We start from the raw sequence: 25,740 nt of genomic DNA on the forward strand, positions 1-25,740 counted from the left end.
GTTCAAGATTGTGGTAGTACACAACTGGGCTAAATCGGGCATTGGGCATGAATTATTCTTCTTGTCTCCCCCACTCCCTATTAGATATTCTCCAGCAAATCAATCAACGCCTCCACTAAAACTTGATTCTGTTCGTCAGTACCAACAGTAATGCGTAATTTATTATCTAGTCCAGGCTGCTTGAAGTAGCGGATTAAAATTCCCCGTTCCTTCAGTTTTTGATAGAGATATTCTGCATTTCCTTCTTTGGGCTGCGCCAGCAAAAAGTTAGTTTGGGAATCCCAAATATGAAAACCTAATTGTTTCAAGTCTGTTGCTAACTTAGTCCGTGATGCCTTAATCTTTGCTACACAAGCATTTTTATAAGTTTGGTCAGTGATGGCAGCCGTGCCAATTGCACAAGCGATCGCATCAATGTTATAGCTATCTTTAACCTTAAACAATCCCTGCAACAGTTTGGGATTCGCCACCCCAAAGCCCAATCGTAATCCTGCCAACGAGTACCCCTTAGATAGTGTCCGAATCACAATGACGTTTTCGTATTCCTTAACCAAAGCCAATGCATTCTCTTCGGTAAAATCTATGTATGCTTCATCAATCACTAAAACTCCAGATAACTGGCTGGCCAATTTTCGCAGATCATTCGTTGCTACCACATGCCCCGATGGACTATTAGGCGACGCAATAAATGTTACAGCCCCATTGGCAGCAACTAGTTCTTCCAAAGGTAAGCTGTAGTCTTCGCTGTATGGTATCTCAATAATTTCCGCCGCTTGCATTTCTGTTAATGTGCGATATAGCACGTAAGTAGGCATCGGATAAACTACCTTTTTACCAGGTTCTGCACAGGCTCGAATTACTACACTCAACAATTCGTCACTGCCATTTCCTACAATGATCCAATCATTAGAAACTCCTAAAACTTTACTTGCAGCTTGCCGGAACTCCTCACCGAAAGGTTCTGGATACCGCCGCAACCACTCACCATCGATATTTCGTAGCACAGCTAATGCCGCAGGGGAAGGAGGATAGGGGTTCTCGTTGCTATTAAGTTTAACGATGTGTGTACCGCGTTGAGGCTGTTCACCGGGAACATAGCTAGCCATTGTATCAACATTAGAGCGGAAGTAATTAGTCATAGGGCATTAGATATGAGGCATTGGTGCGATGTCTACGACGGGCTATGCTGTGACTTAAAAGATAAAGTGGCCGTTTTTTAAGCATAAAGTGGCCGCCCAACAGAACCTATGACAGAAGCGTTTTTGAAAGAATTGAATGCGTTCGCTTGTAAAGTATGGCGAAAGTAGGGCAATGCAAAAATAAGCATTTCAGGTTTTAAGGGCGGCCACTTTATCCTCTAAAAGCGGCCATCTTTTCCTTTAAGTGACAACACAAGTTTTCAACCATAAAGTTGCTGTTGCGGCAAAGTTATGCTTTAAATCACAAATTTTGCTGAAAGCTTTGCTGTATACTAAGTGGGCGATACTGGATTTGAACCAGTGACCCCATCCGTGTGAAGGATGTGCGCTACCCCTGTGCTAATCGCCCAAGACTTTTTATATAGAAGCTTTTAAGCTATTTAATCTACTTACCTGAATTTGTCTCTTAACTGATTGTATGTCAGTTTATGTCAGATTTCAGCAATATAACTATATGGTGAGAGGGGAGTAGGGAGTGAGGAAGGGAGTTTAGTCTGTGAAGTGTGTTTATTTGCATCAGTGGCCACAACCGCCTCAGAATGAATTCTCAGACCAATAGCTAAGGTCTTCTAAATAAGACTGAGTAAGGTTTGTAGTCCACTTAAGTGGACTAGCGCTATTAGCCAAGAAATTTATTTCTTGGCGGGATAATGGGCTGGTGCAAGAATATGGAAGTAACGCTACTTATTCCCGCACAATAACCCAAACTGAACTAACCCACGCTCATAACCTCGACGCATCAATCCCAGTGATAATGCCCCTTGAATGGTAGTCCAACCGGCATTTAGTAAGCCCCAAAGCGCTTGGGGAGTGAACGCCGAATCAATTACTACATTCCAAAAGGGGGCAACGGCGGTTGACCAATCAGCGGTGCGGATATTATTTAATGGTAGTTGAAGTGCGATCGCTTCATACTCTGGTAAAGAAATCACATAAGGCAAACAATACACCCGATAAATATCCTGCAAGTGCTTTTCCTCATCTGCCGTTAATGGTAGCTTATCAGTTGGTCGATGACACCAAGTTACCATAATTAACTTGCCACCAGGTTTCAACACCCGATAGCACTCTTGGAGAAACTTAGTTTTATCTGGCATATGTTCACCGCTTTCCAGCGACCAAACTAAATCAAAAGAATCGTCAGCAAAGGGCATCGCTTGAGCATTAGCCACCTGGAACTGAGTTCTCAGACTCAAATTCGCTTCCATTGCGCGTTCCGTTGCTCTGGCAGCTTGCACAGGACTCAAAGTAATCCCTGTAGCCCTAGCATTAAACTTTTCTGCCAGGTATAAAGAACTGCCACCAATGCCACAACCCACATCGAGGATATTTTCTGCTGCTTGTACCCCCGCCCAATTGAGCAGTTCTTCGATTAAATCAATTTGAGCTTGACGGCGGTCTTTTTGCTGCCTGCCATCGACGCCATAGTAGCCGTGGTGCATGTGTTCGCCCCAAATCTGTTCCCACAGACCAGAGGAAGCATCGTAGAACTGCTGAATTTGCTGGTAAAGTGTTGCACTCATGAAAAAAGTAGTATTGAGACGAAGTAGAATTCAAAAAAACTATACAGGTAGGCTACCATGTATGTTTTTAATTAAATAAGGGTATTTTTACTTTCAGGGAAGGTAAACCAAGATTTATCCTCCTTGGAAAAATTTCTCATTTTTACCTTAATAAACTTTTCTTAGTCGAATTTATACCAATCATGCCAAAAAATCTACATATACAAGAAGTGGAAACCTAGATTTTCTCTAACTCTCTTAATAAGGAATTACGAATTACGAATTAATTATGACTGTCGCTCGCACAATTTGTTTGGGGTTTCTGGCTGTCATTGCTGTCGGTACTATCCTGTTGATGATGCCTTTTTCAACTAGCGATGGTACATGGGATAACCTGATTGTGGCATTATTTACTTCGACATCCGCAGTTTGTGTTACAGGCTTATCAGTAGTCGATCCTGGTACTTATTTTTCCTTTTGGGGCCAGTTATTTATTGCCCTATTAGCTCAGATTGGCGGGTTGGGCTATATGACAACCACCACATTTCTGATTTTGCTTATTGGTCGTAAGTTTGATCTGCGGCAAAAAATAGCCATTCAACAAGCTTTAGACCGACCAGGCATGAGTGGTAGCTCCCAAGTTATCCGTTCAATTATTGCCACAACTTTAATTTTTGAAATTACCGGAATCTTCTTACTTATACCAGCTTTTGTTCCAGAGTATGGGTGGAGTCAAGGACTTTGGCTGGCGATTTTTCATAGCATCAATGCTTGGAATAATGCTGGTTTTAGTTTATTTAAAGATAACTTAATTGGCTATCAATCTTCCTTCTTAGTAGTCTTCACCATTACCATGTTGATTATCTTTGGGGGAATTGGTTATCAGGTAATTTTGGAAATGTATCTTTGGTTGCGCGATCGCATTTTCCAGAAATCTCTTAAAAAACAATTGTTATCACTTGATTTTAAAGTTGCAACCAGCACAACCATTATATTATTAGCAATAGGGACAATAGCTTTTTTCTGTATAGAAATTAGAAACCCTGAAACATTTGGTTCTCTAAGTTTCCGCGACCAAATATTAGTAGCTTGGTTTCAATCAGTTACTCCTAGAACTGCTGGTTTTAATACTATCGATATTAGCAAAATGACTACCGCTGGTCTATTTATTACAATTGCACTAATGTTTATTAGTGCAAGTCCAGGTGGGACAGGGGGAGGTATGAAAACAACAACTTTGAGAGTTCTAACTAGTTGTACAAAAACGATTCTACGGGGGAAATAAGAAGTTTTATTGTACGATCGCAAGATAGCAATAACTTTAATTTTGAAAGCTGTAGGTGTGTTAGTAGGATCGGTAGCAGCCGTAATTTTAGCCACCATTTTAATTAGCCTCACAGATCCAACATTAGATTTTATTCAAATTTTGTTTGAAGTGGTATCAGCCTTCGCCACGGTGGGGCTTTCTACAGGCATTACAGGAACTATCTCTACAGCGGCAAAGCTGATCTTAATTATCACGATGTATGTTGGAAGAGTAGGTGTTTTACTATTGATGTCTGCCGTATTAGGAGACCCCCGCCCTACTAGAATTCACTATCCTGAAGAAAATTTACTTGTGGGATAGTTGGGGAGAGGGAATAGGAATGAGATAGAAAGAATAACTAATGCCCAAACTGATAAAATATACATTGGAAGGCAAAAATAAAATTTTTAATTCAAGCGGTATAACCGTTTTTTGCCCTAAATACAGGGAGCCATCATAAGGATAAAAAGGGTGAATCTGTCATCATTAAGTTTTTTTCGTAGTTTACGTAAAGATAACCAGCAATTTGCTGTAATTGGGTTAGGTCGTTTTGGTAGGTCTGTTTGTTCCACACTGCACAATTTTGGTTATCAAGTGCTGGCAACAGATATTGATGAAAAACGAGTTTCAGAAGCATTAACTGAGGGAATAGTTGGTCATGCTTTGCAACTAGACTCTACAGAACCAGCCGCACTCAAAGAAGCTGGAATTTTTGAATTTGATACTGTAATTGTTGCAATTGGCAACTACGTTCAAGAAAGCATCATAACTACCCTAAATGTGAAAGAGGCTGGTGTCCCTCACGTAGTTGCCAAAGCTTCTAGTGAAGTTCACCGTAAACTGCTGCGGCGAGTAGGAGCAGATCATGTTGTTTTTCCTGAGTATGAAGCGGGTTGTGCCCTAGCGCGTACTCTTACTAAACCAGCAATTCTAGATCGATTTGACCTCGACCCAGATAATAGTATTGTAGAGTTGATTGTGCCTGATGAATTTCACGGCAAAACCATCACCGAACTTCAACTTCGTAACCGCTACGGTTTAAATTTGCTAGCAGTAAGCCAGGATGGAAAATTTCAAATTAATCCTGATGCTACCAAGCGTTTAGAGCGTGGTTCAGCAATGGTTGTTATTGGTTGCAATAAAGATATTAATCGTTTGCCGATTTAAAAAAGTTAGGAGTTAGGAATTAAAAGTTAGGAGTTATGCCGTATGCAACTTTTACTCAAACCTAACCTCCAACCCCTTTTAATAGAGAATAGACTTATTGCATAAATCAATGAGCTTTCACCCTAAATCCCTCTCTCAAGCTTCGGAAAGGGACTTGGAAATTCGCTCCCCTGCTACCAAAATTGAGAGAAGGGGTTGGAGGATGTAGCAAGACCCCGCAGGGTGGGCAAATTTTGCATTTTTGCAAATCGCGTTAACTCTGAGTTTTTTATTGTCCGGGACTTGTTGAAGTGGATTGTGGTTCAACAGAGACAGGCACATTGCCAGGAGTCGCGGGCGTTTCTGGTTGATTTGGCATCTGTGGCTCAGGTGTTTGTACTGTAGAATCTGAACTCTGAGAAGGAGTAGCTGTTTGACTGGCTTGAGGTTGCTGTTGCCCACTTTTCTGGGCAATTTGCTGCATTAGCTGCTCAATTTTCTGGGCTTGTTCAATGTTGCCTTGCTCACGATATTCATTGTGAGCGCGTTTCAAGACTCCACTGGCTTTTTTGAGTTCGCCTTGATTATATAAAGTTACTCCCAAGTTATAGTAAGCTGAGGCACTTTTTGGATTTAGGCGAATAGCTTGCCGATAAACAGAAATAGCCTCAGAAGCTTGACCATGCATTGCTAGCAAATTTGCCATGTTGCTGTAGGCTGTGGCATTTTTAGAATCTAGCTTCAAAGCTTGGCGATAAGTGGCGATCGCAGGCTCGATTTGACCTTGTTGTTGCAAGGCGATCGCTAAGTTAAAATAAGCATTGGCATAACTGCTATCTAGATTGATTACTTTCTGGTATGCAGCGATCGCTTCTTGTAGCTGTCCTTGTTCATACAACACCAAACCCAGATTATACAGCGCTGCTACCCTTGTGGGATCTATCACCAGGCTCTGGCGATAAGCCGTAATCGCTGCATCTTTTTCTCCTTGTCGGTGCAACACTAACCCTAAGTTGTAGTAAGCTTCACTAAGATTGGGGTTAATTTTAATCGCCTCTGTATATTCTTGTAAAGCTACATCCAGGCGATTTTGCTCCATGAATATATTACCCAGATAATTTCGCGCTGCCCCAAGGCTAGGATCTCGCTGCAACGCTTGGCGAAAGGCATATTCCGCACCCTGTAAATCTTTGCGGTTATAGCGTGTTACTCCTTGCTGGAAAAAGCTAGCTGCTTCGAGATCCTGAGAAATCGCGGTTTCTGCCAGCAGCTTGCTTTCGGGTAAATTTGTAATTGTCGGTGCAGCCAAGATCAAAAATGCAGAACAGCCACCGAGTGTCACTTGGCAAAATAAATTTAACCAATGAGAAAATAGATATTTTTCAGACATGAACAACAGACCTGTACTTATTTTTAACTCCTCATAAGTCAGAGTACCCATCATGAAAGAAAAAATTCCAAATTCCCAACTTTTAACTCCTAACTCTTGTAGAGATGCGATGAATCGCGTCTCTACTCCTAACTCCTTACTCCCACAGCTGACGGCAAAATTAGCATGGCATCACCGAAAGAATAGAAACGATACCCGGAAGCGATCGCTTCGTTGTATATATTTAATAACCGTTGTCTGCCAATTAGCGCACTTACCAACATTAGTAAACTGGAACGCGGTAGGTGAAAATTCGTAATCAAACCATCCACCACCCGCCATTGGTAGCCGGGATAAATAAACAAGTCTGTTTTTCCGCAAAATGGTTGTAAATTTCCCGATTGAGCCGCCCCTTCTAAAGCCCGTACTGCCGTTGTTCCCACAGCAATAATTCGACCGCCAACTGCTTTAGTGGCGCGGATTTGCTCTACTGTAGCGGCGGGAACTTCAATCCATTCTTCATGCATCTGATGGGTAGTTACGTCTTCCACTTCCACAGGGCGAAATGTGCCGACACCAACGTGTAGTGTTACAAAAGCTTGATTGATTTTGCGATCGCGCAACTTTTCTAATAATTCTGGGGTAAAGTGTAATCCTGCCGTCGGAGCTGCGATCGCTCCTGGCTGTTTAGCATAAACTGTCTGATACTGCTCATCAGATGCTTCTGAGGTAGTGATGTACGGTGGTAACGGTACTTCACCAAATACCTCTAACAGTTGCACCAAAGTCTTTCCCTCTGGTACATCAAATTGCAACAAACGCCCCCCGGTTGCTGCGTCTGTTTCTAGAACCGTAGCGGTGAGTTGGGGACTGGGGACTGGGGAAGAATCTTTATAATCCCGAATCCCCAATTCCCTTGGTTCAAAAATAATCTTCGCTCCCAGTTTGAAGCTTTTTCCTGGCTTAACTAAAGCTAACCAACAGTTATGCTGCCGTTCTTCCAACAGCAACACCTGGATTTTTGCACCAGTGGATTTATGACCATAAAGCCGCGCTGGAATGACTCTTGTATTGTTCATAATCAACAAATCACCAGAGCGTAGCAGTCCAGGCAAATCATGGAAAATATGATGTAGGGATGCTGCTTCGATGCCTGTAGTCGGAGAATCAACTACCAGTAACCGCGAACTATCTCTAGGAACTGCTGGATTTTGGGCAATGAGTTCTGGAGGTAGTTCGTAGTCATAGCCAGCTACCGAGCAATCTAATGCAAAATCTTTTGCTTGTGGACGAGATGTATCTTTCAAATTGGCTTGTACTAGTTTTTGCTTTATTTAGTATTTATACTCTCTTAAAAAAGCTAGTTTAAGCTTTCCCTTCTAAAGGAACTTTAAGGGATCTTGGCTCAGTTTTGCCGCAAGGCTATAAGATTGTTACTATTAAGTAACACGGAAAACTTAACATAAAAATTGGGTAAACCTCCCCATCTAAAAACGGGGGCTTTTACCCTACCGGGAAGGGGCACTGATTGACGAATATAGATATGTAGGATTGGCTTTGATCCCAAGCACCAACAAACATGGAATACTTGTACTATCTGGCAAATGCCAGTCTAACCCTGAGGGTCGTTCAACACCTCCACGCTAGACCCCAGACACCAGTTTCGTTCGTCACCGTAATTCATCAAATTGATGGCTGGGTGGTTAGGATCAAACTCAAAGGTCAAGTCTCGCCCCAAGAAGATGGCGACTTTCGTGCTTTTCTAAATGAATTAGGAATTAGCTACGAACCGCCAATGAGGGTGCAAATGGCACTTTGGAGTTTGGAAGCGGGACAGTGCCCTGTAGATGTGATGCGTCGCTATCAGGTAGCGATCGTTTCTCATGGTAGCCCAGAGAGAGACGAAATTGAAGCGTTCCGACAACAGTTTGTCCGGGGCTTAGGCTACTGTCCAGAAACTCTGGCGTGAGACTATTTGGTTGTAACGCCACTACAAAATTATTGGTCATTGGTAATTAAGATATTTTATCCATTACCAATTAACCATTATCAATTAAAGAGTCAAAAGCTGCCAGAATGTATTCTTGCAGCTTAAACTTATATCCGGGTACTGATGAAGTTGCTAGAGCTTCCTGGTTTGCTGTAACCCCAGTCAGATTTTTTGATATCTTTTGACAGTAGACAATAGCAACATCAAATCGACAAGAATAATCTGCCTTCTCAGGGTACTCGGCTAAGAATATTCCAGCTGTACGCCAGATTTTTGCTTGCTTTTGTGGGGTGATTGCGCTTCTTCCCCCAGCATCCCAACTACCTGAACTGCGGGTTTTGACTTCAACAAATATCAATAATGAGTGCTGAGTAAGGAGTTTTTCCCCAGTTTGTCCATCATATTCAGCGATGATATCAATTTCCCCCCAGCGGCTAGAAAAGCGACGATGGAGAATTATCCAACCAGTAGATTGCAACCATTGGGCTACTAGGTCTTCTCCTAATTGACCGCTATTTGGACAATGCATATAAACTTTAGTATTCTCGGTTATTTAATTTAACAGGAAAATAAGAGTTTCTAGTGGTTAGCTGAAATCATATTCCCATGATGTGCTTATTCTTGACTTGCTGGCGTGGCATTCCCAACAGTCAAATTGAAATAAACATAATTTGGGTAAATATCCATAAAAGAGTGATGTTCGACATATATGCCACCACCGCATTCCAAAAAAGTGATGAACGGCTCATAAGGGTCAGGAAGACCATTTGCCGGGACTGCATCAAATTCCCTTAGACGACACCAAAAGAAGTAATTACGTACCCCTAGCACAACATAGACACTGCCAAGATTGATATCCGGTCGCTGTTGTATAACTCCTCCAGCCATTGCATTAGGGAAGATGGGAGTTCAATGTCAGGGCGAATCTGGAGAGCAAGATTTTCAAAAATATGCTTCTGTTCGCTTTGCAAAAACTTTGCCCATTGCCTTACCCGCGACAGAAATTCTAACATCAGTTCTGTAAGTCTTTCGTCTTTTTCCCCCATTCCCAGCGGATCCCACTCAATAGCCTGAAGTCGTGTGAAGGCAATGTTCAAATCGTCGGATGAACTTGAATTAGTATTCATAAAAATATTTTTAAAGGATTTTGCGCTAACATCTCTGACTCAAGGATAATGAGATGGAGGAGGGTTCGCCATTGGCTAAAAATAGTATGAATTCTAAGTTAAGCGCCCGAATTTGGGCAAGCATACTCACCTTATTTTTGTGGGGAATAATTAGCATCACCGCAACGGTCGGTTTTGCTCCAACAGCTTTGGCACTCGAATATAATAAAGAGATTTTGGTTGAGGCTGATTTTTCAGGACGTGATTTAACAGACTCTAGCTTTACTAAAGCTAATCTTCGCCAGAGCAACTTCAGCCGAGCTAATTTGAACGGTGTCAGTTTCTTTGCAGCAAATTTGGAGTCTGCGAATTTGGAGGGTTCTGATTTGAGAAATGCCACTTTAGACTCAGCTCGTTTAGTCAGAGCAAATTTAACAAATACACTGTTGGAGGGTGCTTTTGCTGCTAATGCCAGATTTGATGGTGCAATCATTGACGGGGCAGATTTTACCGATACGCTGCTGCGTCCCGATGAGCAAAAAAAATTGTGCAAACTTGCGAAAGGGACTAATCCAATTACAGGACGAGATACCCGTGACACGTTGTTTTGTCCTTAGTTAAGTAGAAGGCAGGAGGCAGGAGCGAGGAAAGTTGCCCATGAGGGGCGAGATTTCAACTTTCTGTAATGAAAATTTGCTGTAATTTACTTAATTAAATCTTCTTCAGTCCCTACCGAATCTACAGGTAGAAATAAGTTAGCTGGACATAATTAAACGTAAAATGCCAGCCGATGAAATCAGCTTCCTGAGCAGTTTTTATTTCCTGCCTCCTGCCTTTTTAATTAGCACTACCAACCATTTGCACCAATCTTTTGACAAACAATTTGCATTCCTTTGCCTGGTGAAGAATTGGCTACAAAAGGTATTTCTCCTTTCTCCCGATCTTCTTGAAGTAGTTGTCCCTGCGATCCATAGATGGCAATGCGATTCCGAAACAGCCGCGATTCTTTGCACGAAGCATCGAACGTAGTCTCGAAGATGCCATCACCATACATTCCGTAAAGCTTGTATGTAGTGCCTTTTATAGTTTCTGTATCCAGAGCTACGCTGTTTCCTAATTTATCACGCCCTACAGTGATATATCTTTGTGCATCTTGGGCGATGGCTGCGCCAACACCTCCGGTGAATGCACTGCCATTACTCAATAAAATAGCGATCGCTCCCACAATCCCGCCTATTTTAAAATACATACAGTTTCAAAATATAAGATTTCATATATTTCTATCCGCAATCAAAAGGCTTTTGGCAGGGTAAAAGCACTGAAATCAAGACAGATAGATCAAGGTCTTGTTCGTAAGACGTTATGGGTAAGCGTAAAGCACAGTTGAAGCAGGGGAAGCAGAGAGAGAAAATACTGTTCAATGGCTCTTCTCTTCCCCTGCTCACCTCAACAGATAAATAGATAAATTTGTTAACCGAACCCTATTGCGACAACAACTCAAGGTTCACGTGTTGTAGACATGAGAAGATTTGCTAAAGATAAAGGAGATTACTTCATGCTTCTATCTAGCCAAAAAAATCTGTTAACCTTTGTTTCCCCTGGAAGAGGCCATACTGAATCGGTGATTATTAAATTGATCTTTAAGGACAGAAAGCTGCTCTACGAGAACTTCGCTTTTTCGATATGATTCGTACCCCTCTATCTTCTGCAAATTCGACTCAATATCTGTCTCAACCTTACTCATGATTGACTCAAGTGTTTTTTGATATTTTGATAGCGAAGAGGAATATTGCTGTACCTCTTTGATAACTTCCGGGCTGAGCATTGCTGTGTTGTTAACCTTGGCATTCGTAGTTGTTTGTTGCAGTTTTTTCCAAGCCTCTGTTAACTTTTCCTCAAACTCTTTAAGTCTTGAGTTTTTGATTCCAGATCCAATAGCGCTACCAGCAAGACCTCCAAACAGTAAGCCGCCAGCCGGAAGAACAAGACCTCCCGTAACTACCGAGCCCAAAATATAAATTGCAGCCAAGCCAGCTACGCCCATTGTTACACTACCCACAGCAGCTGCTTGTACAACAATGTTTTCGTCATCAAAACCCTCAGTTATTGTATTTCTAACAGAGGTGATAGCATCTTTTATTTCTGTTTTTCGAGCCTTGATAGTGTTAAAAATTGGCTGATACTGCTTAACAGTCTTGTTAGCTACTGCTAGTAGTTCATTTATAAAGCTAAGACCCTCATCAGTGGCCTGCCGAAGTAAAAATAAATCTCTATCACTAATAAGTGTAGTGAGATGAGAGCGAAACTCGTTGACTGTTTTTCCACTAATTTCACTTGCTAGTCTTATCAGCGATTCCTCTTCTTCAATAACTACTCGATGACATTCTGCATTAGCAATCTTACGTAATTGATGCTCTGCTTTGTCGATAGTTTGCAGAGCATCTTTTTTATCGCGCTGAAATGCAAAATTCAAATTCGGAGTAATATTACAAACCCCTAAAACCTTGATATTACGCATTTTTAATCCTTGCAATAAGCTATCGTGTGCTTGCATTTCTGCTTGTTCAGGTTTATATACAAGAATAGCTACAGCAGCAGTTATAATTTTCTTGTTTACGGTTTCATCTAGAAGGTTTTTCCCATATTTAGCATCCCACGCACTGCCTGTGCCAGGAGTGTCCACTAACTCAAGTTTGGGTATACCAATAATATCGCCAGGAATTTCAATAATAACTTCACGGGGTCGATGCTCAAATGGCGACTGATCCCACTCTGCCATTTTGTTTTTCATAGTTTTAATGTCAGGCTTAAATATCTCAGACTCATTCTCCCATTTAACCATTCCTTTTAATTTACTCCCATGTCGGATACGAATAAGACATGTTGTCATTTTTCCAGAAGATATAGGAGATACTTGAGAATTAAGAAGCGCATTAATTAATGTTGATTTGCCTGCGCTTTGATGCCCAAAAATGTAGATTCTCAAAACACCGTCTCGAACATCCTGCAAAAGATTATAAGCATCCTCTTCACTGTTGGGTCGCTGAATAATTGCAGTATTTTTATTGACTATATTTAGCAATGACTCGCACAATTGATGAAGAGGAGTGATCACTCCTGGCGAGTCATGTTCGATCCCACTGCTTGCAAATGACCTAGACTGTTCCTCGCCAGATTTCTTCCATTTCCAGAAGTCGATGACCGAAAAAAGTAGCAACAACATGATAAAGATAATTGCTGCGACAACTTTTACAGGATCACGATCTTTATCACGTAAAATTGAGATAATAGTAAAAAATGTCCCGCCAAATCCTAGGAAAATCATCCACCTAGAATTATCAAAAAACCAGCCGAACATATTTTTTTTTGGCCTCATACTGGTCTTCCATTAAAAGTTCAGTTAGTAGTTATATTTTACAGTTAAGAAGAATAATAACGGTATAAGAATAGTAATACTAGAGACTGTAATAATACTAGAAACTGTAGTATTGGTGATAAAATTCTTACAAAAAAAGACTCTTGAAGCTCCGACCGCGCAAAAGTGTTAGGTAGCATTGGGTTAATCTCGCTTAATTGCGATCTTAGCCTCAACTGTGCAACACAAGTACACAGCATTGGCTCAAAGAACTTTTGTGGTAAGGCTTTTTCAGCTTTTATAAGCTGACACGCATCTAAATTTGTATATTTAGCGCCTGAACTCTTTTGCTGTCCTAGATTGGCGTGTAAAACTAGATGACGAACAGCTTACCACAAGCGTTTCTTACTTATGACTTATTAGAACTCTCAAAAATGATGCGCCAAATCCTTAATACCCAATGCCATATTCCAGTCTTGCCGATGACATACACTATAAAAGTCAAAAAGCTTAAACAAAGACCGATCGCAACATTGAGCAGCAACTAGCTAAAAAATAGCGATCGCACTCCACCAAATACAATGAGGAACTAGAGTTTTACCTCCAAATTTACTGCACACTCCTAAACCACTCAGTAATCCCCTGAGCGATCGCTTTTGCCATTTTCTTCTGTTCTTCTGGGTTGACTACCTGCTCAAATTCATCGGGATTGCTCATAAAACCCAATTCCAGCAACACCGATGGTGCAGCTGTCGGACGTGTCAGCGCCAGGTTATCCCAATACACACCATAAGAAGGTTTGCCGAGTTTTTTGACTACATACTTCTGTAAAAACATTGCCAGGCTGTGGGCTTGGGGTTGATACCAAAACGTGCCAAATCCCTTGATTTTTTCGGCATCACCATCATCGGGTAGAGAGTTGTGATGTATGGAAATTGCGATCGCAGGTTCTTCTTGACTGATAATTGCCTGACGTTCTACTAGCGAAACTTCCTTGTCGTCTTCCCGCGTCATCACCACCGTTGCTCCTCGCTTCACCAATTCGTCCCGCAACAACTTAGATACCACCAAATTGACATCTTTTTCTAAATATCCAGTTGGGCCACTGGCACCAGATTCTTTACCGCCATGCCCTGGATCTAGTACAATCTTGAAATTAGCTAAAGGCTTGCGTCTTGTGTTCCCAATTTTAGGCGGATGACGCAAAGCCAAAACCAGGGTTGTACCGTCGTATCTCAGCTTGTATCCCCACTGTTGAGCTTTTTTGAGGTTAAAGGTGTATTTTACTTGTCCTGGAGCTTCCTGTTGCCAGTCTAGGCGATCAATTAGGGGGTTATCATCCAGGCGAATTATGTCAGTTTGAGCAGTGGTATTGTAGAGAGTGAGAGCGAGAGTTTGCTCACTTTGTTGTACGCTCACGGGTACGGCAACTTGCAAAGGGAAAACTATCTCTGTCGCACTAGGGAGTTGACGGTATCCGACACTGCGAATTATTGTCTGTGGCGGAACTGCACCAGGTAGAATGCGGGTTTCTTTACCATTAATCCAAGCGCCATAATCTAGGCGCAACCATTCACCTTCCCTACCTGTAACTGTTGCGCGTGTGCCTTTGGGCAGTGGTGTGAGTCGAGAATGATCGGTGCTAGGGCCAGTACGAGCCACGCCTGACTCTACTGTAACCTCAGAAACTGGCAACTGTGCTCTTGAGAGGATTTCAATCTTACCAGATCCTGATTGAGTTATCGTCTTGCCATCAAGCGTCAGTTGAAATTGAGGTTTTCCCAAATCGGCAGCTGTTGCCACTGTGGTGCAACCTTGATAGTTGCCTACGCTAGACTGGGCATGAGGCTGATTTTTCCCTGTCAAAGCTGCCAAATTACTTGGTAGTTGTGCTTGTTGAGGTTGCGGTAAAAGGGCAATAGTTTGATTAGCCAGGGTTACAGAGATATTAGCGTTAGGGGGTGCGATCGCGCCAAAACAAATTACTTCTCCTGGTAATCTGGCAATGTCAACTGCGGGAGTCAGGGAATCTTTCGCAAAGGTTACCCCCTGTGGTAGTTCAGGGCTAGCGTTAAGTCTGATCACCTTAATCTTAAGTTCTTGATTCTGGCGACGCACAGTAAAAAGATTCTCCCCCAACTGCAAGGGGAAACTAGGGGAAAAATGACCAGCTTTGCTGCGGGTAATTGGCTTACTATTGATCAAAACCTGACCATCTGGTGGTGCAGTGCCCAGAAAGAAGATTTTTTGGGCACTTGTCTGGTAGTTTGTCTGGGGAAAAACGACTATAAGAGATGGCTCTGCCAATGCTACCGAGGAGGTGAGAATACAGCCTAATATTACTAATCCTAAGAGGTTTTTCACAGCAAATCACAGAATATGACACCACAACAACTGTGGCACAATGACGGGATGTATTTTTAGAAGTTGTTAGAAATTCAAACTACTATGACTAAGTTTATCTTTGTTACTGGAGGCGTAGTTTCCAGTATTGGTAAGGGCATTGTAGCAGCAAGTCTAGGGCGTTTGCTCAAGTCGCGCGAATATTCGGTGTCGATTCTCAAACTCGACCCTTATATTAATATCGATCCTGGTACGATGAGTCCCTTTCAACATGGGGAAGTATTCGTTACCCAGGATGGGGCGGAGACAGATTTAGACTTGGGGCATTACGAACGCTTTACCGATACCTCGATGTCGCGCTTAAATTGTGTGACTACTGGCTCGATTTACCAGGCAGTCATCAATAAAGAGCGGCGCGGAGACTACAATGGCGGGACTGTCCAGGTAATTCCTCATATTACGAATGAAATTAAAGAGCGGATTCTGCGAGTTGCTAAAAGTACAAACCCTTCTGTAGTAATTACAGAAATCGGCGGGACGGTGGGAGATATTGAATCACTACCGTTTTTGGAAGCAATTCGCCAGTTCCGTAAAGAGGTGGGACGGCAGAATGTGCTGTATATGCACGTCACGCTGGTGCCGTGGATTGCCTCTGCCGGTGAAATGAAAACTAAGCCGACACAGCATTCAGTTAAAGAACTAAGATCCATTGGTATTCAACCAGATATTTTAGTTTGTCGGAGCGATCGCCCTTTACCCAAGGGATTAAAGCAGAAATTGTCGGGATTTTGCGATGTGCCGGAAGAATGCGTCATCACTTCCCAAGATGCCAAAAGTATCTATGAAGTACCGCTGAATTTAGAACGGGAAGGAATGGCAGAACAAGTGCTGAACTTGCTGCAAATGGAACAACGTAAACCAGATTTGACGCAGTGGCAAACCCTGGTACAACGTTTACATAGTCCCAAGCACGAAGTAGAAATTGCCATCGTTGGTAAATATGTGCAGTTAAGTGATGCCTATCTATCTGTAGTGGAAGCACTAAATCATGCCGCTATTTCCACTTATGGCAAACTGCGTCTGCGTTGGGTGAACTCAGAAGATTTAGAAACTGAAGCAGCCGAAAATTCTCTTGAGGGTGTCGATGGCATAGTTGTACCAGGAGGTTTCGGGGTTCGGGGAGTCGATGGCAAAATTGCCGCCATTAAATACGCGCGCGATCGCCAAATCCCCTTTTTGGGTTTGTGCCTGGGTATGCAATGTTCTGTGATTGAATGGGCAAGGCACGTAGGGGGATTAACAGGTGCCAACAGTGCTGAATTTGACCCTTATACAACTGATCCAGTAATTAATTTATTGCCAGGACAGCAGGAAGTAGTGGATTTAGGGGGTACAATGCGCTTAGGACTATATCCTTGTCGTGTTCTCCCTGATACTTTAGCTTTTAAGCTCTATCAAGAAGATGTGATTTATGAACGACATCGACATCGATATGAGTTCAACAATGATTACCGCGATTTGTTGTTAAAGTCCGGCTATGCGATCAGTGGTACTTCTCCTGATGGACGCTTAGTTGAAATTGTGGAATTACCCAAGCACCCATTCTTTCTTGCTTGTCAATTTCATCCAGAATTTCAATCACGCCCCAGTACCCCTCATCCCTTATTTAAAGGATTCATTCAAACAGCGATCGCTCTTTCTCTTTCTACATCTGGTACACCAACACCATTGGAGGTGTCATAACAATTCAAAATTCAAAATGACGCTCTCTACGAGACGCTAAAAGCGTAGCTTGCTTCTCTGAAAGAGTACGCAGACTCGCTAACGCTGCGCTAACAAAATTAATTGCAACATTAACTTAGGGTTTCAGTAGATTTGGACATCCAGGGTGCATCATTCGTAAATTTCGGACTTGAGGAGATGTTGTGGCGTACTGGGTGAAAATCCTTTACGAGAGGAAAGAATATGTGGTGAATTTTGAGCGTGTCCATGCTTTTTGTTATGAACTCAATGGCAGGGTTACTTTTTGGCTCCCTGATAGTGCCATTCCCATAGTGATTAACCCGCAAAGTAATTTGGAAGATTATCAAAAGATTTTCGATTATTTAGAATGTGTGACAGGATTAGAATTGGATCACGCCCACTGGGTGAGAATAATTTACGAAAAAAATGAATATGTAATTAATCTCAACTGTATCAGTTCATTTTGTCATGAACCGAACGGTAGGATAACTTTTTGGTTGCCAGATGGCACTATCCCCATCATTATCAACCCTGTGAGTAATCCTGAATCTTATGAAAAAGTTGTGAAATACGTTAAGAAAGCAACAGGATATTCTTTATCTTAACGTGAGTTCGACAAGTGTTATTTGACCTCTCCCCCAGCCCCTCTCCGATGCGGAGAGGGGAGCAAAAAGCTTAATTTTTCGTTTCTCCTATCTTTCCGTTTCGGAGAGGCAGGCTGGGAGGGAGAGGTTCATCGAACTCACGTTATCTTAGTGTGAACGAGGAACTTACTCTTGCTAAACTTTTAACTAAAGGTAAGGATGTTAGCAATAAAGGCACGAGGAAAGATTCAATGAATACTGTTGTGCTTAATCTAGAGCCGATTGCTCATTTAACCGATGAGCAATTTTATCAATTGTGTGTTGCCAATAGCGATTTAAGCCTAGAAATGAATGCAACCGGAGAATTAATTATTATGCCACCAGTAGGAGGAGAAAGCGGAAATCAAGAAGCTGGACTAATTACCGATTTAGAAATCTGGAATCGTCAAGCTAAATTAGGCAAAGTTTTTAGTTCTTCAACTATCTTTATACTTCCAAATGGTGCAAAACGTTCCCCTGATGCGGCTTGGGTAAAGTTGGAACGATGGGAAGCTTTAACACTAGAACAACGAAAAAAATTTCCGCCACTTGTACCCGATTTTGCAATTGAACTACGTTCTGAGACAGATCGGCTTGCACCGATCCAAGCGAAAATGCAGGAATACATAGAAAATGGTTTGCGTTTGGGTTGGCTAATTAATCCTCAAGATAAGCAAGTGGAAATTTACCGACTCGAAAAAGCTGTAGAAGTTATGCAAATGCCGGCGATTCTTTCCGGAGAAGATATATTACCTGGATTTGAGTTGCAAGTATAGGTAGGTGATAAGCCTCAGTCTCTAGTTATCAGTGGGTAAAAGCACAATTAATTCTCCAACACGCTTCAAGATACTGAGTACTTGCTGTAGTTCTGAATCACGTTCAATTGATAGCGCATCAGATTTCTGTCCATTCTGGAAAGAAGTTGGTGTCTGTAGCAAGTTGCAAACCAAATTTTTCTTCTAATTCGTAAAGACTTATATCTCTCGCTGGGATTGTTTGAACCATAATCTAACATTCCGAATAGCGTTGCCATGCCAACTTTGCTGCACCTACCATCCCCGCAAAATTGCCTAACTCCGCTGGCAATATTTGTAAATCCACTCGTGATAAAGGCTGTACTCGCTTCTCAATTTCTGCCTTTACACCTGGTAAGAAAAACTCAAAGCTGCCACTGATACCGCCACCAATCACGATCGCTTGCGGTGTGAGTACATAAATTAAGCTCGTCAACCCAATTCCTAAATTACTACCATATTCTTGCCAAAAAGTCAATGCTTCTGTATCTCCCTGTTGGGCAAGAAAACCTAATTCGATGGGTTCTTTGAGAGTGCGGCGGCGAATTGCAGTAGCACAGGCATATTGTTCCAAAGAGCCTTGATTGCCACTATTACAAATTGGCCCATCAGGATTTAATGAAATTAAACCCAATTCCCCAGCGGCTCCTTGATGTCCAATAAATAGTTTGCCATCGAGGATAATTGCGCCACCAACCCCAGTACCTAAAGTTAGCAGAATCAGATTTTGAAAGTGGCGACCGGCTCCCAGCCAAGCTTCTCCTAAAAGAGCGCAATTAGCATCGTTAGCGATCGCCGTCGGTTTGCCAGTTTTAGCTTCTAACCAGTCTGCTAAAGGCACATCAATCCATTCAGGTAAGTTAATGGCGATTTTGGCAATGCGTCCTGCGGCATCGGATGGGCCAGGAGTACCAACACCAATGGCAACAGCTTGATTATCTGGATCAATTTGTGCGATCGCATCTACCAGCACCGCCAACACCGCTTCCGGTATTGTTGGTTGAGGAGATACCACAGTCAAAGATTGCAGACAAGTACCATCAGCTGCAAAACGCCCCAGCTTAATTGCCGTTCCTCCCACATCAATGCCAATTACTTGAGAACTCACCACTTTAAAATCCTCACACCAAGCTATAAACCTTTGCGTACCCTCTGCGCCCCTCTGCGTTTAAATTTCACACCTCATTTCCCCATTATTTTCCGCAAATCTGTACTTAGCATCTTGGCGTGAAAAAATGCTCAATTTTCTATTCTATTGAATGCGAGTCGTTTTCATCACCGATTTTAAGACGCGGGGCTTTCAATTCCGCTCTCTGTAAATTAGCAACAGTCGTGGTACGAAAACTCGATTGCTCCTGCCAAGCTGTAATTGGCGCACCTCGTAAGATACCAGCAAGAGCAACGGAAAGGATAAACCCGCCAGTAGCTGCAGCAATTAACGTTAGATTATCTTTCATACAAATCTCTGTATTGTTATTTGTCATTAGTCCTTTGTCATTTGTCTAAAACTAATGACCAGTGATTACTGTCGGATTCTATTTTCTCTCCGTAAACGGGGATTGACAAATTCATTTAACCCCTCACCAAGTAGTGATAACCCTACCACCATAAATGTCATCGTTAAACCAGGGAACAGGGTAGTCCACCAAATACCAGTAGGTAGAGCTTCTAGGGCTTGTTTTAAATCATGTCCCCATTCTGCCACTTCTTCGGGGAGTCCTAGCCCCAAAAAGCCCAAACCGCCCAACACCAAAATTGCATCAGCAGCGTTGAGTGTGAATAGGACGGGTACGCTTTGAATGACGTTGAAAAACAGATAACGGGAAAGCACAACCCAAGTGGAAGCGCCCATTGCTTGAGCAGCTTCGATAAACACTTCAGTTTTCACGCTCACGGTGTGGTTGCGAACAACGCGATAATATTGGGGAATGTAAGCAATGCTAATAGCGATCGCAGCATTTAATATCCCACGCCCCACCACAAACGCCAGTGTCACAGACAGCAGTAGTCCCGGTAGAGTGTAGATGCTATCCATAATAAATAGCAACACCTTATCCAACTTCCCACCGAGATACCCACTCAGCATCCCCAAAGGCACACCGATAATCATACTCAGCGCCGTTGCCAAAATTACCACCTGCAAAGCAGCTTGAGCGCCGAACAATGTCCGGGAAAACACATCATAACCCAGGCGACTAGTACCAAACCAATGTTTAGCTGAAGGTGGCTCGTGAATTGGATTAGAGAGAAAATCTTTCGGGTTTTGCAGCCATCCCCAAGCCTGCAATACGGGAGCGAAAAATGCCAGGAAAATGAAAAATAGGGTAATGGCTAACCCGATGAGCATCAGTTTTTGTGAAAGATTGAGACTTTTGCCAAACTGTAAAAATGTCGGTAGTCGCCGTTTTGTAATGGCCATAAAGCGATCGCCTGGATCAAGCAAGATACGCTGACCATTTTACATATTGGGACTGGGGATTGGGGACTGGGGACTGGGTATTTGGTAAAAATGTCCCATAAAATTGAGGGACTTTAGATTGGGATGATATGCAAGATAGAGGCTTTGAGTCTTTAGACTTCTACCAAGATAGCCTCAAGCTGCTAAAAGCGGCTTATCGATTAGCAAATAGTTTGCCGGGTTGTGAGCGTTACAATTTGAGCGATCAATTACGAAGAGCAGCTTGCAGCGTTTTACTGAACATAGCTGATGGCTATGGACGCTATCACTATTTAGACAGATTGCGTTTTATGTACATTGCTCGCGGCTCATTGACTGAAACCAAAAGCGCTTTCATTATTGCTGAGAGCTTAGGCTACTGCAACACAGAACAATTAAACTGGGTCAGTCAGCTTAAAGACCGGATTGAAAAAGGTCTTAACGGTTACTGTCGTTTTATTCGTTCCCAACAGCAGGGTAAAGAAGAGTACGGTACTCGACTGGGTGATTGGTGATTGGTGATTGGGGATTGGGGATTGGTGATTGGGTATTGGGATTGGTTACTGAGTGATTAGGTACTGGGTATTGGATATTAGGAGTCACGCAAAAATAACTTGAACACTTTTAATTGGAAAGTAAGGCTGACAGCTTATTCAAAATTAAATTTGTACAACTTATTTTTACATGATGCCTTAGCAGTTAAAAGAATATATTTCCTAGTCCCCAGTCCCCAGCCCCCAGTCCCTAAAGATTACTTTCAATCAACTGGCGGTATTCGCTCTTTTGCTTTACACCTTTGACTTCCTTCACCAGTTCCTTATTTTTGAACAATTGAACTGTTGGCGTTCCTGTCACACCAGCATTTTCAGCAATATCTCGGTCTTTGTCGATGTCAATTTCTACAAAGTGAATTTTGCTGTCAAATTCATCCACAACTTTATTTAAAATTGGCTTCAGGGTATGACAAGGGCCACAACCAGGAGAGACATATTTCACAAGGAGTAAGCGATCGCTTTCATGGAACAATTTCCGTAAAGAATAACCTCCCTCATGGCGCGTCGCATCCAAGTTAAATCCCGCTTCTTCCTCAGCTTCAGTCTTTTTGGCTGGCTGATGTTCTAGTTCATTATCTGTTGTTTCTGCCTGTTGATGGAATTCTTGAATCAAGCCACTGGATGATAACCAGCGTTCTGCTAACATCGCTGCCATACAACCAGTACCCGCAGCCGTAATTGCTTGCCGAAACTCATGATCTTGGACATCGCCAGCAGCAAAAACACCTTCTACACTGGTTTCTACAGTACCGTGCTTGGTGACAACGTAACCTATCTCATCCAGTTCTAGTTGTCCCTTAAATAGAGAAGTGTTGGGACTGTGACCAACGGCGTAAAATAAACCTTTAGCGTGCAGTTGGCTCTCTTCACCAGTTTTGGTATTGCGGACTTTCACCCCTTCCATGTGACCATTGCCGAAGATATCCACGGCTTCTGTGTTCCAATGCACCTGGATTTTTGGGTTGCTCAAAACGCGGTCTTGCATGGCTTTAGAAGCCCGCATTTTATCTGTGCGTACCAACATATTTACCTTAGAACCGTATTTGGTGAGGTAAATTGACTCTTCCGCCGCCGAGTCGCCAGCACCAATTACAGCCAATTCTGCGCCGTGAAAAATTGGTGTCGCACCATCGCAAATTGCACAAGCGGAAATACCCCGACTCCAAAATTCATGTTCGCTGGGTAAACCCAAACGCTTTGCTGTTGCACCCGTGGCAATAACGATGCTGTTGGTTTTAATTTCCCTTTCTTGCGATCGCACTGTAAAAGGACGCTGACTCAAGTCAACTGAGATAACATCTTCAGTATATAGTTCAGCTCCCCAGCGCTCCGCCTGCGCCTTCATCTGATCCATCAGTTCCGGCCCGGTAATCCCTTTAGGAAATCCCGGAAAATTCTCAACTTCCGTCGTTGTCATTAATTGCCCACCAGGTAAACCCCCGGCTTGGAAACCTTCAAATACAACGGGTTTTAGGTTAGCACGTCCAGCATAGATGGCGGCTGTGTAGCCTGCTGGGCCAGAACCGATAATTACCAAGTTTTCTACAGTTGAATTAGTCATGACAATATATGAACTCATAACGACTACGCTTAATATAGCACAACAAATTATGATTGGCTACGTCAGGTGGTAAGCGATCGCAAAATGCCTACGGTACTATGTATGCACCTGCGATCGCCTGACGTGTCTTTGTTCGGGCTGACCGATTGAAAAAGACCAAGTGCGATTTTGTGGAGTTGGTTGCAAACCTGATGGTTGACAATGTAACCCACTTCATCCAGTTTTAATTTGACTCTTAAATATTGTGATAGAAATCCCCAGAAGTTGGGAATACTCAAGCTTGGGTATGCCGCTAGCTTGAGAGGCATGAGATATGGTTGCATGTGCGTCAAAACTCAAAAATGAGTTTGTGTAGCGGTGGAATGCACCAGAACAAAGTTAGTAACAGGAGCAATTTAAATGACCAGTCCAGCATCTGATTTACTGGATAAAATTCGTCAGCAATTTGACACTTCTCCCTATCCCAGAGTTCCTCTTGATAAATCTCCTAAAGATCATCCTAATTTACTTTACATTCATAACTTAGTCACATCCTACTATTTAAGGAATCAAAAAGTTATTGATACTAAAGGTAAATTAATTTTGGATGCTGGATGTGGCACTGGCTATAAATCATTAGTCTTGGCAGAAGCTAATCCAGGTGCAAAAATTGTTGGAATTGACATATCAGAAGAATCGATTAAATTAGCACAACAACGCTTAGAGCATCATGGATTTGACAATACAGAGTTTCATGTATTGCCAATTCAGGAATTGCCAAAGCTAGATTACCAATTTGACTATATTAATTGTGATGAACTTCTATATCTTTTTCCTGATCTAGATGCTGCCTTGCAAGCCATGATATCTGTTTTAAAGCCTAATGGTATCATCCGTAGTAATCTGCATAGTTCAATCCAGAGATTCACTTATTTTCGCGCTCAGAGAGTCTTCACTATGATGGGTTTAATGGATGAAAATCCAGAAGACTTGGAAATGGAAATTGTCGTAGAAACGATGAAAGCTTTGAAAGATAATGTCGATCTCAAAGCTAGAACTTGGAATTCTAATAAGTATGAAGGAGAGAACGGAAAAGAAGGAATTTTAATGAATTACTTATTTCAAGGAGATAAAGGTTACACTATCTCTGATATGTTTATGGCTTTGAAGGCAGCTAACCTAGAGTTTATCAGTATGGTTAACTGGCGGCAGTGGGACTTAATAAACTTGTTTAAAGATCCAGAGAATTTGCCTGCTTTTCTGAGCATGAGTTTACCAGAAATTTCTATAGAAGAGCGGTTACAGTTATTTGAACTAATACATCCTATTCATCGGCTGATCGACTTTTGGTGTGGTCATTGTAATCAAGTAGAGACTTTTCTGCCAGTTTCACAATGGGCTGACTCTGATTGGCGACTGGCAAAGGTGAGTCTGCATCCTCAGTTAAAAACTCCCAATTTCCAAGAAGACCTCGTAACCTGTATTACAGAATTCCGAATATTTCCTATCAGTAACTATTTATCACTAGTTGAGGAATTTGTCGGGATAGATAGCTCATTAGCACTTTGCTTAATACCTTTATTAGAACAAACCCAGCCGATGAAGTTCTTGGTAGAGCACTGGAAACAATTTAGACCTTTAGATCCTATAACCTTAAAGCCTACAGATGAAGGGCAAGCTTTTGAGATGGTGCAACAGCTACTACTGAGGCTGGAGAGTCTTGGTTACGTAATGTTGGAACGCCAATCCTAATTTGAAGTTTCCCCAACCGAAAAGTACTGTTGCTTAACCCAAAAGACTTTCAAAGTTTTTTCGAGCCGTCTTACTGGGTACAAATTATCAAAGGAGCGGGCGATCGCGCTTTGCGACTCAGCGATAATGAGGCGTTACGAGCTTTTTTAGGACGTTTGCACCGGGGAACTTCAGCCTAATGCTCAGACTCAATCCGCAACTGTAACCTCTATGTAATTCTGACGATTAGAACAAGAGTTGGCGTAATGCTGGGAAGCATCAAAACAAAATTAGATGAGGAGCAATTTCAATGCTCAGTCCAACATCTGATTTTTTATAACAAATTTTCATGCTTGACCCATAATAAATGGAATAAACGATACAGAGTAGCAAAATACAAAAAATGACAGAAATTAAACTTCATATTGGTGGAGAAAAAATACATCCAGACTGGAAAATATTCGATATTGAAAGTCGTCCAGAAGTAGATTATATTGGCAACGCATCTGATTTAAGTCAATTTGAAAGTAATTCAATTGCTGCAATTTATGCCAGTCATGTTCTAGAACATTTTTCTCATGCAATAGATAATGAGTTAATCAATACATTAACAGAATGGCATCGAGTTCTCAAACCGGGTGGACAACTTTTTATTAGTGTCCCCGACTTAAAAAAAATATGTTGGTTTTATCTGCATCCAGAACTTACAGTAGTGGAACGTCTGCATCTAATGCGGATTATATTTGGTGGACATACGAATATATATGATGTTCATAAGGTAGGATTTGATTTTGAGATATTGTCTATATGTTTAGAAGAAGTTGGATTTACAGAATATCAACAAGTAGAACAGTTAGATTTGTTTGATGATTGCAGTAAAATCCGTGTTTTGAACACACTCGTTAGCCTGAATGTAATTGCTCAAAAATCAATATCCTCAGAGTAAACAGGACTTACGCAACTGTCACAAGCGATGGTGCGGCGCAGCCGCACCGAGCGCCA

At 42.1% G+C, this 25,740-nt stretch carries 26 protein-coding genes, 1 tRNA gene and 1 pseudogene; 12 read left to right on the forward strand and 16 right to left on the reverse strand.

Translation table 11 applies throughout. The features are described from left to right. Positions 1-80: 80 nt before the first annotated feature. From hisC to HWQ44_RS32830, 3 genes are all read right to left on the reverse strand, one after another. On the reverse strand, positions 81-1,139 hold the full coding sequence (gene hisC / locus HWQ44_RS32820) for a histidinol-phosphate transaminase (RefSeq protein WP_292726569.1): 1,059 nt from the start codon (positions 1,137-1,139) through the stop codon (positions 81-83). 337 nt (positions 1,140-1,476) lie between these two features. After that, positions 1,477-1,548, reverse strand: a tRNA-Val gene (locus tag HWQ44_RS32825). A gap of 331 nt (positions 1,549-1,879) precedes the next feature. Then, a complete protein-coding gene (locus HWQ44_RS32830; RefSeq protein WP_292726571.1) occupies positions 1,880-2,722 on the reverse strand; it encodes a methyltransferase domain-containing protein in 843 nt (280 codons plus the stop codon). A 268-nt stretch (positions 2,723-2,990) separates the two neighbouring features. Here HWQ44_RS32830 and HWQ44_RS32835 point away from each other — a divergent pair. Next, a pseudogene (locus HWQ44_RS32835) lies at positions 2,991-4,328 on the forward strand (TrkH family potassium uptake protein). A 150-nt stretch (positions 4,329-4,478) separates the two neighbouring features. Then, positions 4,479-5,174, forward strand: a complete 696-nt coding sequence (locus HWQ44_RS32840) for a TrkA family potassium uptake protein (protein WP_292726573.1) — start codon at positions 4,479-4,481, stop codon at positions 5,172-5,174. Positions 5,175-5,442: 268 nt separating this feature from the next. Here HWQ44_RS32840 and HWQ44_RS32845 read toward each other — a convergent pair whose 3' ends face one another. Together HWQ44_RS32845 and queA are read right to left on the reverse strand one after the other, a co-directional pair. Further along, the gene (locus HWQ44_RS32845) at positions 5,443-6,597 is read right to left on the reverse strand and encodes a tetratricopeptide repeat protein (RefSeq protein ID WP_292726575.1); all 1,155 of its coding nucleotides are present in this window, start codon (positions 6,595-6,597) and stop codon (positions 5,443-5,445) included. Between the two features lie 74 nt (positions 6,598-6,671). Continuing rightward, positions 6,672-7,856, reverse strand: a complete 1,185-nt coding sequence (gene queA, locus HWQ44_RS32850; protein WP_292726617.1) for a tRNA preQ1(34) S-adenosylmethionine ribosyltransferase-isomerase QueA — start codon at positions 7,854-7,856, stop codon at positions 6,672-6,674. Positions 7,857-8,101: 245 nt separating this feature from the next. On the opposite strand from queA, the gene HWQ44_RS32855 reads away from it, so the two are divergent. Further along, a complete protein-coding gene (locus HWQ44_RS32855; RefSeq protein WP_012412259.1) occupies positions 8,102-8,491 on the forward strand; it encodes a hypothetical protein in 390 nt (129 codons plus the stop codon). Positions 8,492-8,561: 70 nt separating this feature from the next. Here the strand turns inward: HWQ44_RS32855 and HWQ44_RS32860 are convergent, their stop codons facing one another. The 3 genes from HWQ44_RS32860 to HWQ44_RS32870 all read right to left on the reverse strand — a co-directional run bounded on the left by HWQ44_RS32860 (position 8,562) and on the right by HWQ44_RS32870 (position 9,639). After that, positions 8,562-9,041, reverse strand: coding sequence for a YraN family protein (locus HWQ44_RS32860; protein ID WP_292726578.1), 480 nt, complete (start codon positions 9,039-9,041; stop codon positions 8,562-8,564). A gap of 86 nt (positions 9,042-9,127) precedes the next feature. Continuing rightward, complete coding sequence (locus HWQ44_RS32865) at positions 9,128-9,343, reverse strand: hypothetical protein (RefSeq protein ID WP_292726580.1); 216 nt, start codon at positions 9,341-9,343, stop codon at positions 9,128-9,130. Then, positions 9,337-9,639, reverse strand: coding sequence for a hypothetical protein (locus HWQ44_RS32870; protein ID WP_292726582.1), 303 nt, complete (start codon positions 9,637-9,639; stop codon positions 9,337-9,339). The genes HWQ44_RS32865 and HWQ44_RS32870 overlap by 7 nt, the downstream gene beginning before the upstream one ends. An 86-nt stretch (positions 9,640-9,725) precedes the next feature. Here HWQ44_RS32870 and HWQ44_RS32875 point away from each other — a divergent pair, with 86 nt between their 5' ends. Further along, positions 9,726-10,235 (forward strand): pentapeptide repeat-containing protein, encoded by a 510-nt coding sequence (locus HWQ44_RS32875; RefSeq protein WP_292726584.1) that lies wholly within the window; start codon positions 9,726-9,728, stop codon positions 10,233-10,235. Between the two features lie 230 nt (positions 10,236-10,465). Here the strand turns inward: HWQ44_RS32875 and HWQ44_RS32880 are convergent, their stop codons facing one another. After that, the gene (locus HWQ44_RS32880) at positions 10,466-10,867 is read right to left on the reverse strand and encodes a hypothetical protein (protein WP_292726586.1); all 402 of its coding nucleotides are present in this window, start codon (positions 10,865-10,867) and stop codon (positions 10,466-10,468) included. A gap of 333 nt (positions 10,868-11,200) precedes the next feature. Continuing rightward, entirely contained in the window at positions 11,201-12,994 is a 1,794-nt protein-coding gene (locus HWQ44_RS32885) for a dynamin family protein (RefSeq protein ID WP_292726588.1), read from the reverse strand. Positions 12,995-13,350: 356 nt separating this feature from the next. On the opposite strand from HWQ44_RS32885, the gene HWQ44_RS32890 reads away from it, so the two are divergent. Further along, positions 13,351-13,521, forward strand: a complete 171-nt coding sequence (locus HWQ44_RS32890) for a hypothetical protein (RefSeq protein ID WP_292726590.1) — start codon at positions 13,351-13,353, stop codon at positions 13,519-13,521. Positions 13,522-13,582: 61 nt separating this feature from the next. On the opposite strand, the gene HWQ44_RS32895 is transcribed toward HWQ44_RS32890, so the two are convergent. After that, complete coding sequence (locus HWQ44_RS32895) at positions 13,583-15,337, reverse strand: N-acetylmuramoyl-L-alanine amidase (RefSeq protein WP_292726592.1); 1,755 nt, start codon at positions 15,335-15,337, stop codon at positions 13,583-13,585. An 84-nt stretch (positions 15,338-15,421) separates the two neighbouring features. On the opposite strand from HWQ44_RS32895, the gene HWQ44_RS32900 reads away from it, so the two are divergent. From HWQ44_RS32900 to HWQ44_RS32910, 3 genes are all read left to right on the forward strand, one after another. Further along, positions 15,422-17,059 carry a CTP synthase gene (locus HWQ44_RS32900; RefSeq protein ID WP_292726594.1) on the forward strand — a complete coding sequence of 546 codons (1,638 nt, stop codon included), beginning with the start codon at positions 15,422-15,424 and terminating at the stop codon, positions 17,057-17,059. Positions 17,060-17,241: 182 nt separating this feature from the next. Beyond that, on the forward strand, positions 17,242-17,664 hold the full coding sequence (locus HWQ44_RS32905; protein WP_179067442.1) for a hypothetical protein: 423 nt from the start codon (positions 17,242-17,244) through the stop codon (positions 17,662-17,664). Between the two features lie 230 nt (positions 17,665-17,894). Then, entirely contained in the window at positions 17,895-18,458 is a 564-nt protein-coding gene (locus HWQ44_RS32910; protein WP_292726597.1) for a Uma2 family endonuclease, read from the forward strand. A gap of 232 nt (positions 18,459-18,690) precedes the next feature. Here the strand turns inward: HWQ44_RS32910 and HWQ44_RS32920 are convergent, their stop codons facing one another. From HWQ44_RS32920 to HWQ44_RS32930, 3 genes are all read right to left on the reverse strand, one after another. Then, positions 18,691-19,587 carry an ROK family protein gene (locus HWQ44_RS32920; protein WP_292726599.1) on the reverse strand — a complete coding sequence of 299 codons (897 nt, stop codon included), beginning with the start codon at positions 19,585-19,587 and terminating at the stop codon, positions 18,691-18,693. Positions 19,588-19,723: 136 nt separating this feature from the next. After that, a complete protein-coding gene (locus HWQ44_RS32925; RefSeq protein ID WP_292726619.1) occupies positions 19,724-19,933 on the reverse strand; it encodes a hypothetical protein in 210 nt (69 codons plus the stop codon). A 65-nt stretch (positions 19,934-19,998) separates the two neighbouring features. Then, entirely contained in the window at positions 19,999-20,895 is an 897-nt protein-coding gene (locus tag HWQ44_RS32930) for an ABC transporter permease (RefSeq protein ID WP_292726601.1), read from the reverse strand. Positions 20,896-21,023: 128 nt separating this feature from the next. On the opposite strand from HWQ44_RS32930, the gene HWQ44_RS32935 reads away from it, so the two are divergent. Beyond that, a complete protein-coding gene (locus tag HWQ44_RS32935) occupies positions 21,024-21,428 on the forward strand; it encodes a four helix bundle protein (RefSeq protein WP_292726603.1) in 405 nt (134 codons plus the stop codon). 229 nt (positions 21,429-21,657) lie between these two features. Here the strand turns inward: HWQ44_RS32935 and trxB are convergent, their stop codons facing one another. After that, positions 21,658-23,028 (reverse strand): thioredoxin-disulfide reductase, encoded by a 1,371-nt coding sequence (gene trxB / locus HWQ44_RS32940; protein WP_292726605.1) that lies wholly within the window; start codon positions 23,026-23,028, stop codon positions 21,658-21,660. Positions 23,029-23,090: 62 nt separating this feature from the next. Further along, on the reverse strand, positions 23,091-23,351 hold the full coding sequence (locus HWQ44_RS32945) for a hypothetical protein (protein ID WP_292726607.1): 261 nt from the start codon (positions 23,349-23,351) through the stop codon (positions 23,091-23,093). Positions 23,352-23,427: 76 nt separating this feature from the next. Between HWQ44_RS32945 and HWQ44_RS32950 the strand changes: the two genes are divergently transcribed. From HWQ44_RS32950 to HWQ44_RS32960, 3 genes are all read left to right on the forward strand, one after another. Next, complete coding sequence (locus HWQ44_RS32950) at positions 23,428-24,759, forward strand: class I SAM-dependent methyltransferase (RefSeq protein ID WP_292726609.1); 1,332 nt, start codon at positions 23,428-23,430, stop codon at positions 24,757-24,759. Positions 24,760-24,788: 29 nt separating this feature from the next. After that, positions 24,789-24,938, forward strand: a complete 150-nt coding sequence (locus tag HWQ44_RS32955) for a hypothetical protein (RefSeq protein ID WP_292726612.1) — start codon at positions 24,789-24,791, stop codon at positions 24,936-24,938. A gap of 203 nt (positions 24,939-25,141) precedes the next feature. After that, the gene (locus HWQ44_RS32960) at positions 25,142-25,684 is read left to right on the forward strand and encodes a methyltransferase domain-containing protein (protein ID WP_292726614.1); all 543 of its coding nucleotides are present in this window, start codon (positions 25,142-25,144) and stop codon (positions 25,682-25,684) included. Positions 25,685-25,740: the final 56 nt, after the last annotated feature.

It is taken from the genome of Nostoc sp. JL34, assembly GCF_017114945.1.
In the GTDB taxonomy this organism is placed as follows: Bacteria; Cyanobacteriota; Cyanobacteriia; order Cyanobacteriales; family Nostocaceae; genus Nostoc.

What these genes read in the sequence shown, in the direction of transcription:
- HWQ44_RS32945 (WP_292726607.1), bottom strand. Translation starts at nt 23,351, where the DNA reads ATGCAACCATATCTCATGCCTCTCAAGCTAGCGGCATACCCAAGCTTG.
- HWQ44_RS32875 (WP_292726584.1), top strand. Translation starts at nt 9,726, where the DNA reads ATGAATTCTAAGTTAAGCGCCCGAATTTGGGCAAGCATACTCACCTTA.
- HWQ44_RS32885 (WP_292726588.1), bottom strand. Translation starts at nt 12,994, where the DNA reads ATGAGGCCAAAAAAAAATATGTTCGGCTGGTTTTTTGATAATTCTAGG.
- HWQ44_RS32845 (WP_292726575.1), bottom strand. Translation starts at nt 6,597, where the DNA reads ATGATGGGTACTCTGACTTATGAGGAGTTAAAAATAAGTACAGGTCTG.
- HWQ44_RS32950 (WP_292726609.1), top strand. Translation starts at nt 23,428, where the DNA reads ATGACCAGTCCAGCATCTGATTTACTGGATAAAATTCGTCAGCAATTT.
- HWQ44_RS32860 (WP_292726578.1), bottom strand. Translation starts at nt 9,041, where the DNA reads ATGCATTGTCCAAATAGCGGTCAATTAGGAGAAGACCTAGTAGCCCAA.
- HWQ44_RS32855 (WP_012412259.1), top strand. Translation starts at nt 8,102, where the DNA reads ATGGAATACTTGTACTATCTGGCAAATGCCAGTCTAACCCTGAGGGTC.
- HWQ44_RS32880 (WP_292726586.1), bottom strand. Translation starts at nt 10,867, where the DNA reads ATGTATTTTAAAATAGGCGGGATTGTGGGAGCGATCGCTATTTTATTG.
- HWQ44_RS32870 (WP_292726582.1), bottom strand. Translation starts at nt 9,639, where the DNA reads ATGAATACTAATTCAAGTTCATCCGACGATTTGAACATTGCCTTCACA.
- HWQ44_RS32935 (WP_292726603.1), top strand. Translation starts at nt 21,024, where the DNA reads ATGCAAGATAGAGGCTTTGAGTCTTTAGACTTCTACCAAGATAGCCTC.
- hisC (WP_292726569.1), bottom strand. Translation starts at nt 1,139, where the DNA reads ATGACTAATTACTTCCGCTCTAATGTTGATACAATGGCTAGCTATGTT.
- HWQ44_RS32960 (WP_292726614.1), top strand. Translation starts at nt 25,142, where the DNA reads ATGACAGAAATTAAACTTCATATTGGTGGAGAAAAAATACATCCAGAC.
- HWQ44_RS32890 (WP_292726590.1), top strand. Translation starts at nt 13,351, where the DNA reads ATGACGAACAGCTTACCACAAGCGTTTCTTACTTATGACTTATTAGAA.
- HWQ44_RS32910 (WP_292726597.1), top strand. Translation starts at nt 17,895, where the DNA reads ATGAATACTGTTGTGCTTAATCTAGAGCCGATTGCTCATTTAACCGAT.
- HWQ44_RS32930 (WP_292726601.1), bottom strand. Translation starts at nt 20,895, where the DNA reads ATGGCCATTACAAAACGGCGACTACCGACATTTTTACAGTTTGGCAAA.
- HWQ44_RS32925 (WP_292726619.1), bottom strand. Translation starts at nt 19,933, where the DNA reads ATGAAAGATAATCTAACGTTAATTGCTGCAGCTACTGGCGGGTTTATC.
- HWQ44_RS32830 (WP_292726571.1), bottom strand. Translation starts at nt 2,722, where the DNA reads ATGAGTGCAACACTTTACCAGCAAATTCAGCAGTTCTACGATGCTTCC.
- HWQ44_RS32900 (WP_292726594.1), top strand. Translation starts at nt 15,422, where the DNA reads ATGACTAAGTTTATCTTTGTTACTGGAGGCGTAGTTTCCAGTATTGGT.
- trxB (WP_292726605.1), bottom strand. Translation starts at nt 23,028, where the DNA reads ATGACTAATTCAACTGTAGAAAACTTGGTAATTATCGGTTCTGGCCCA.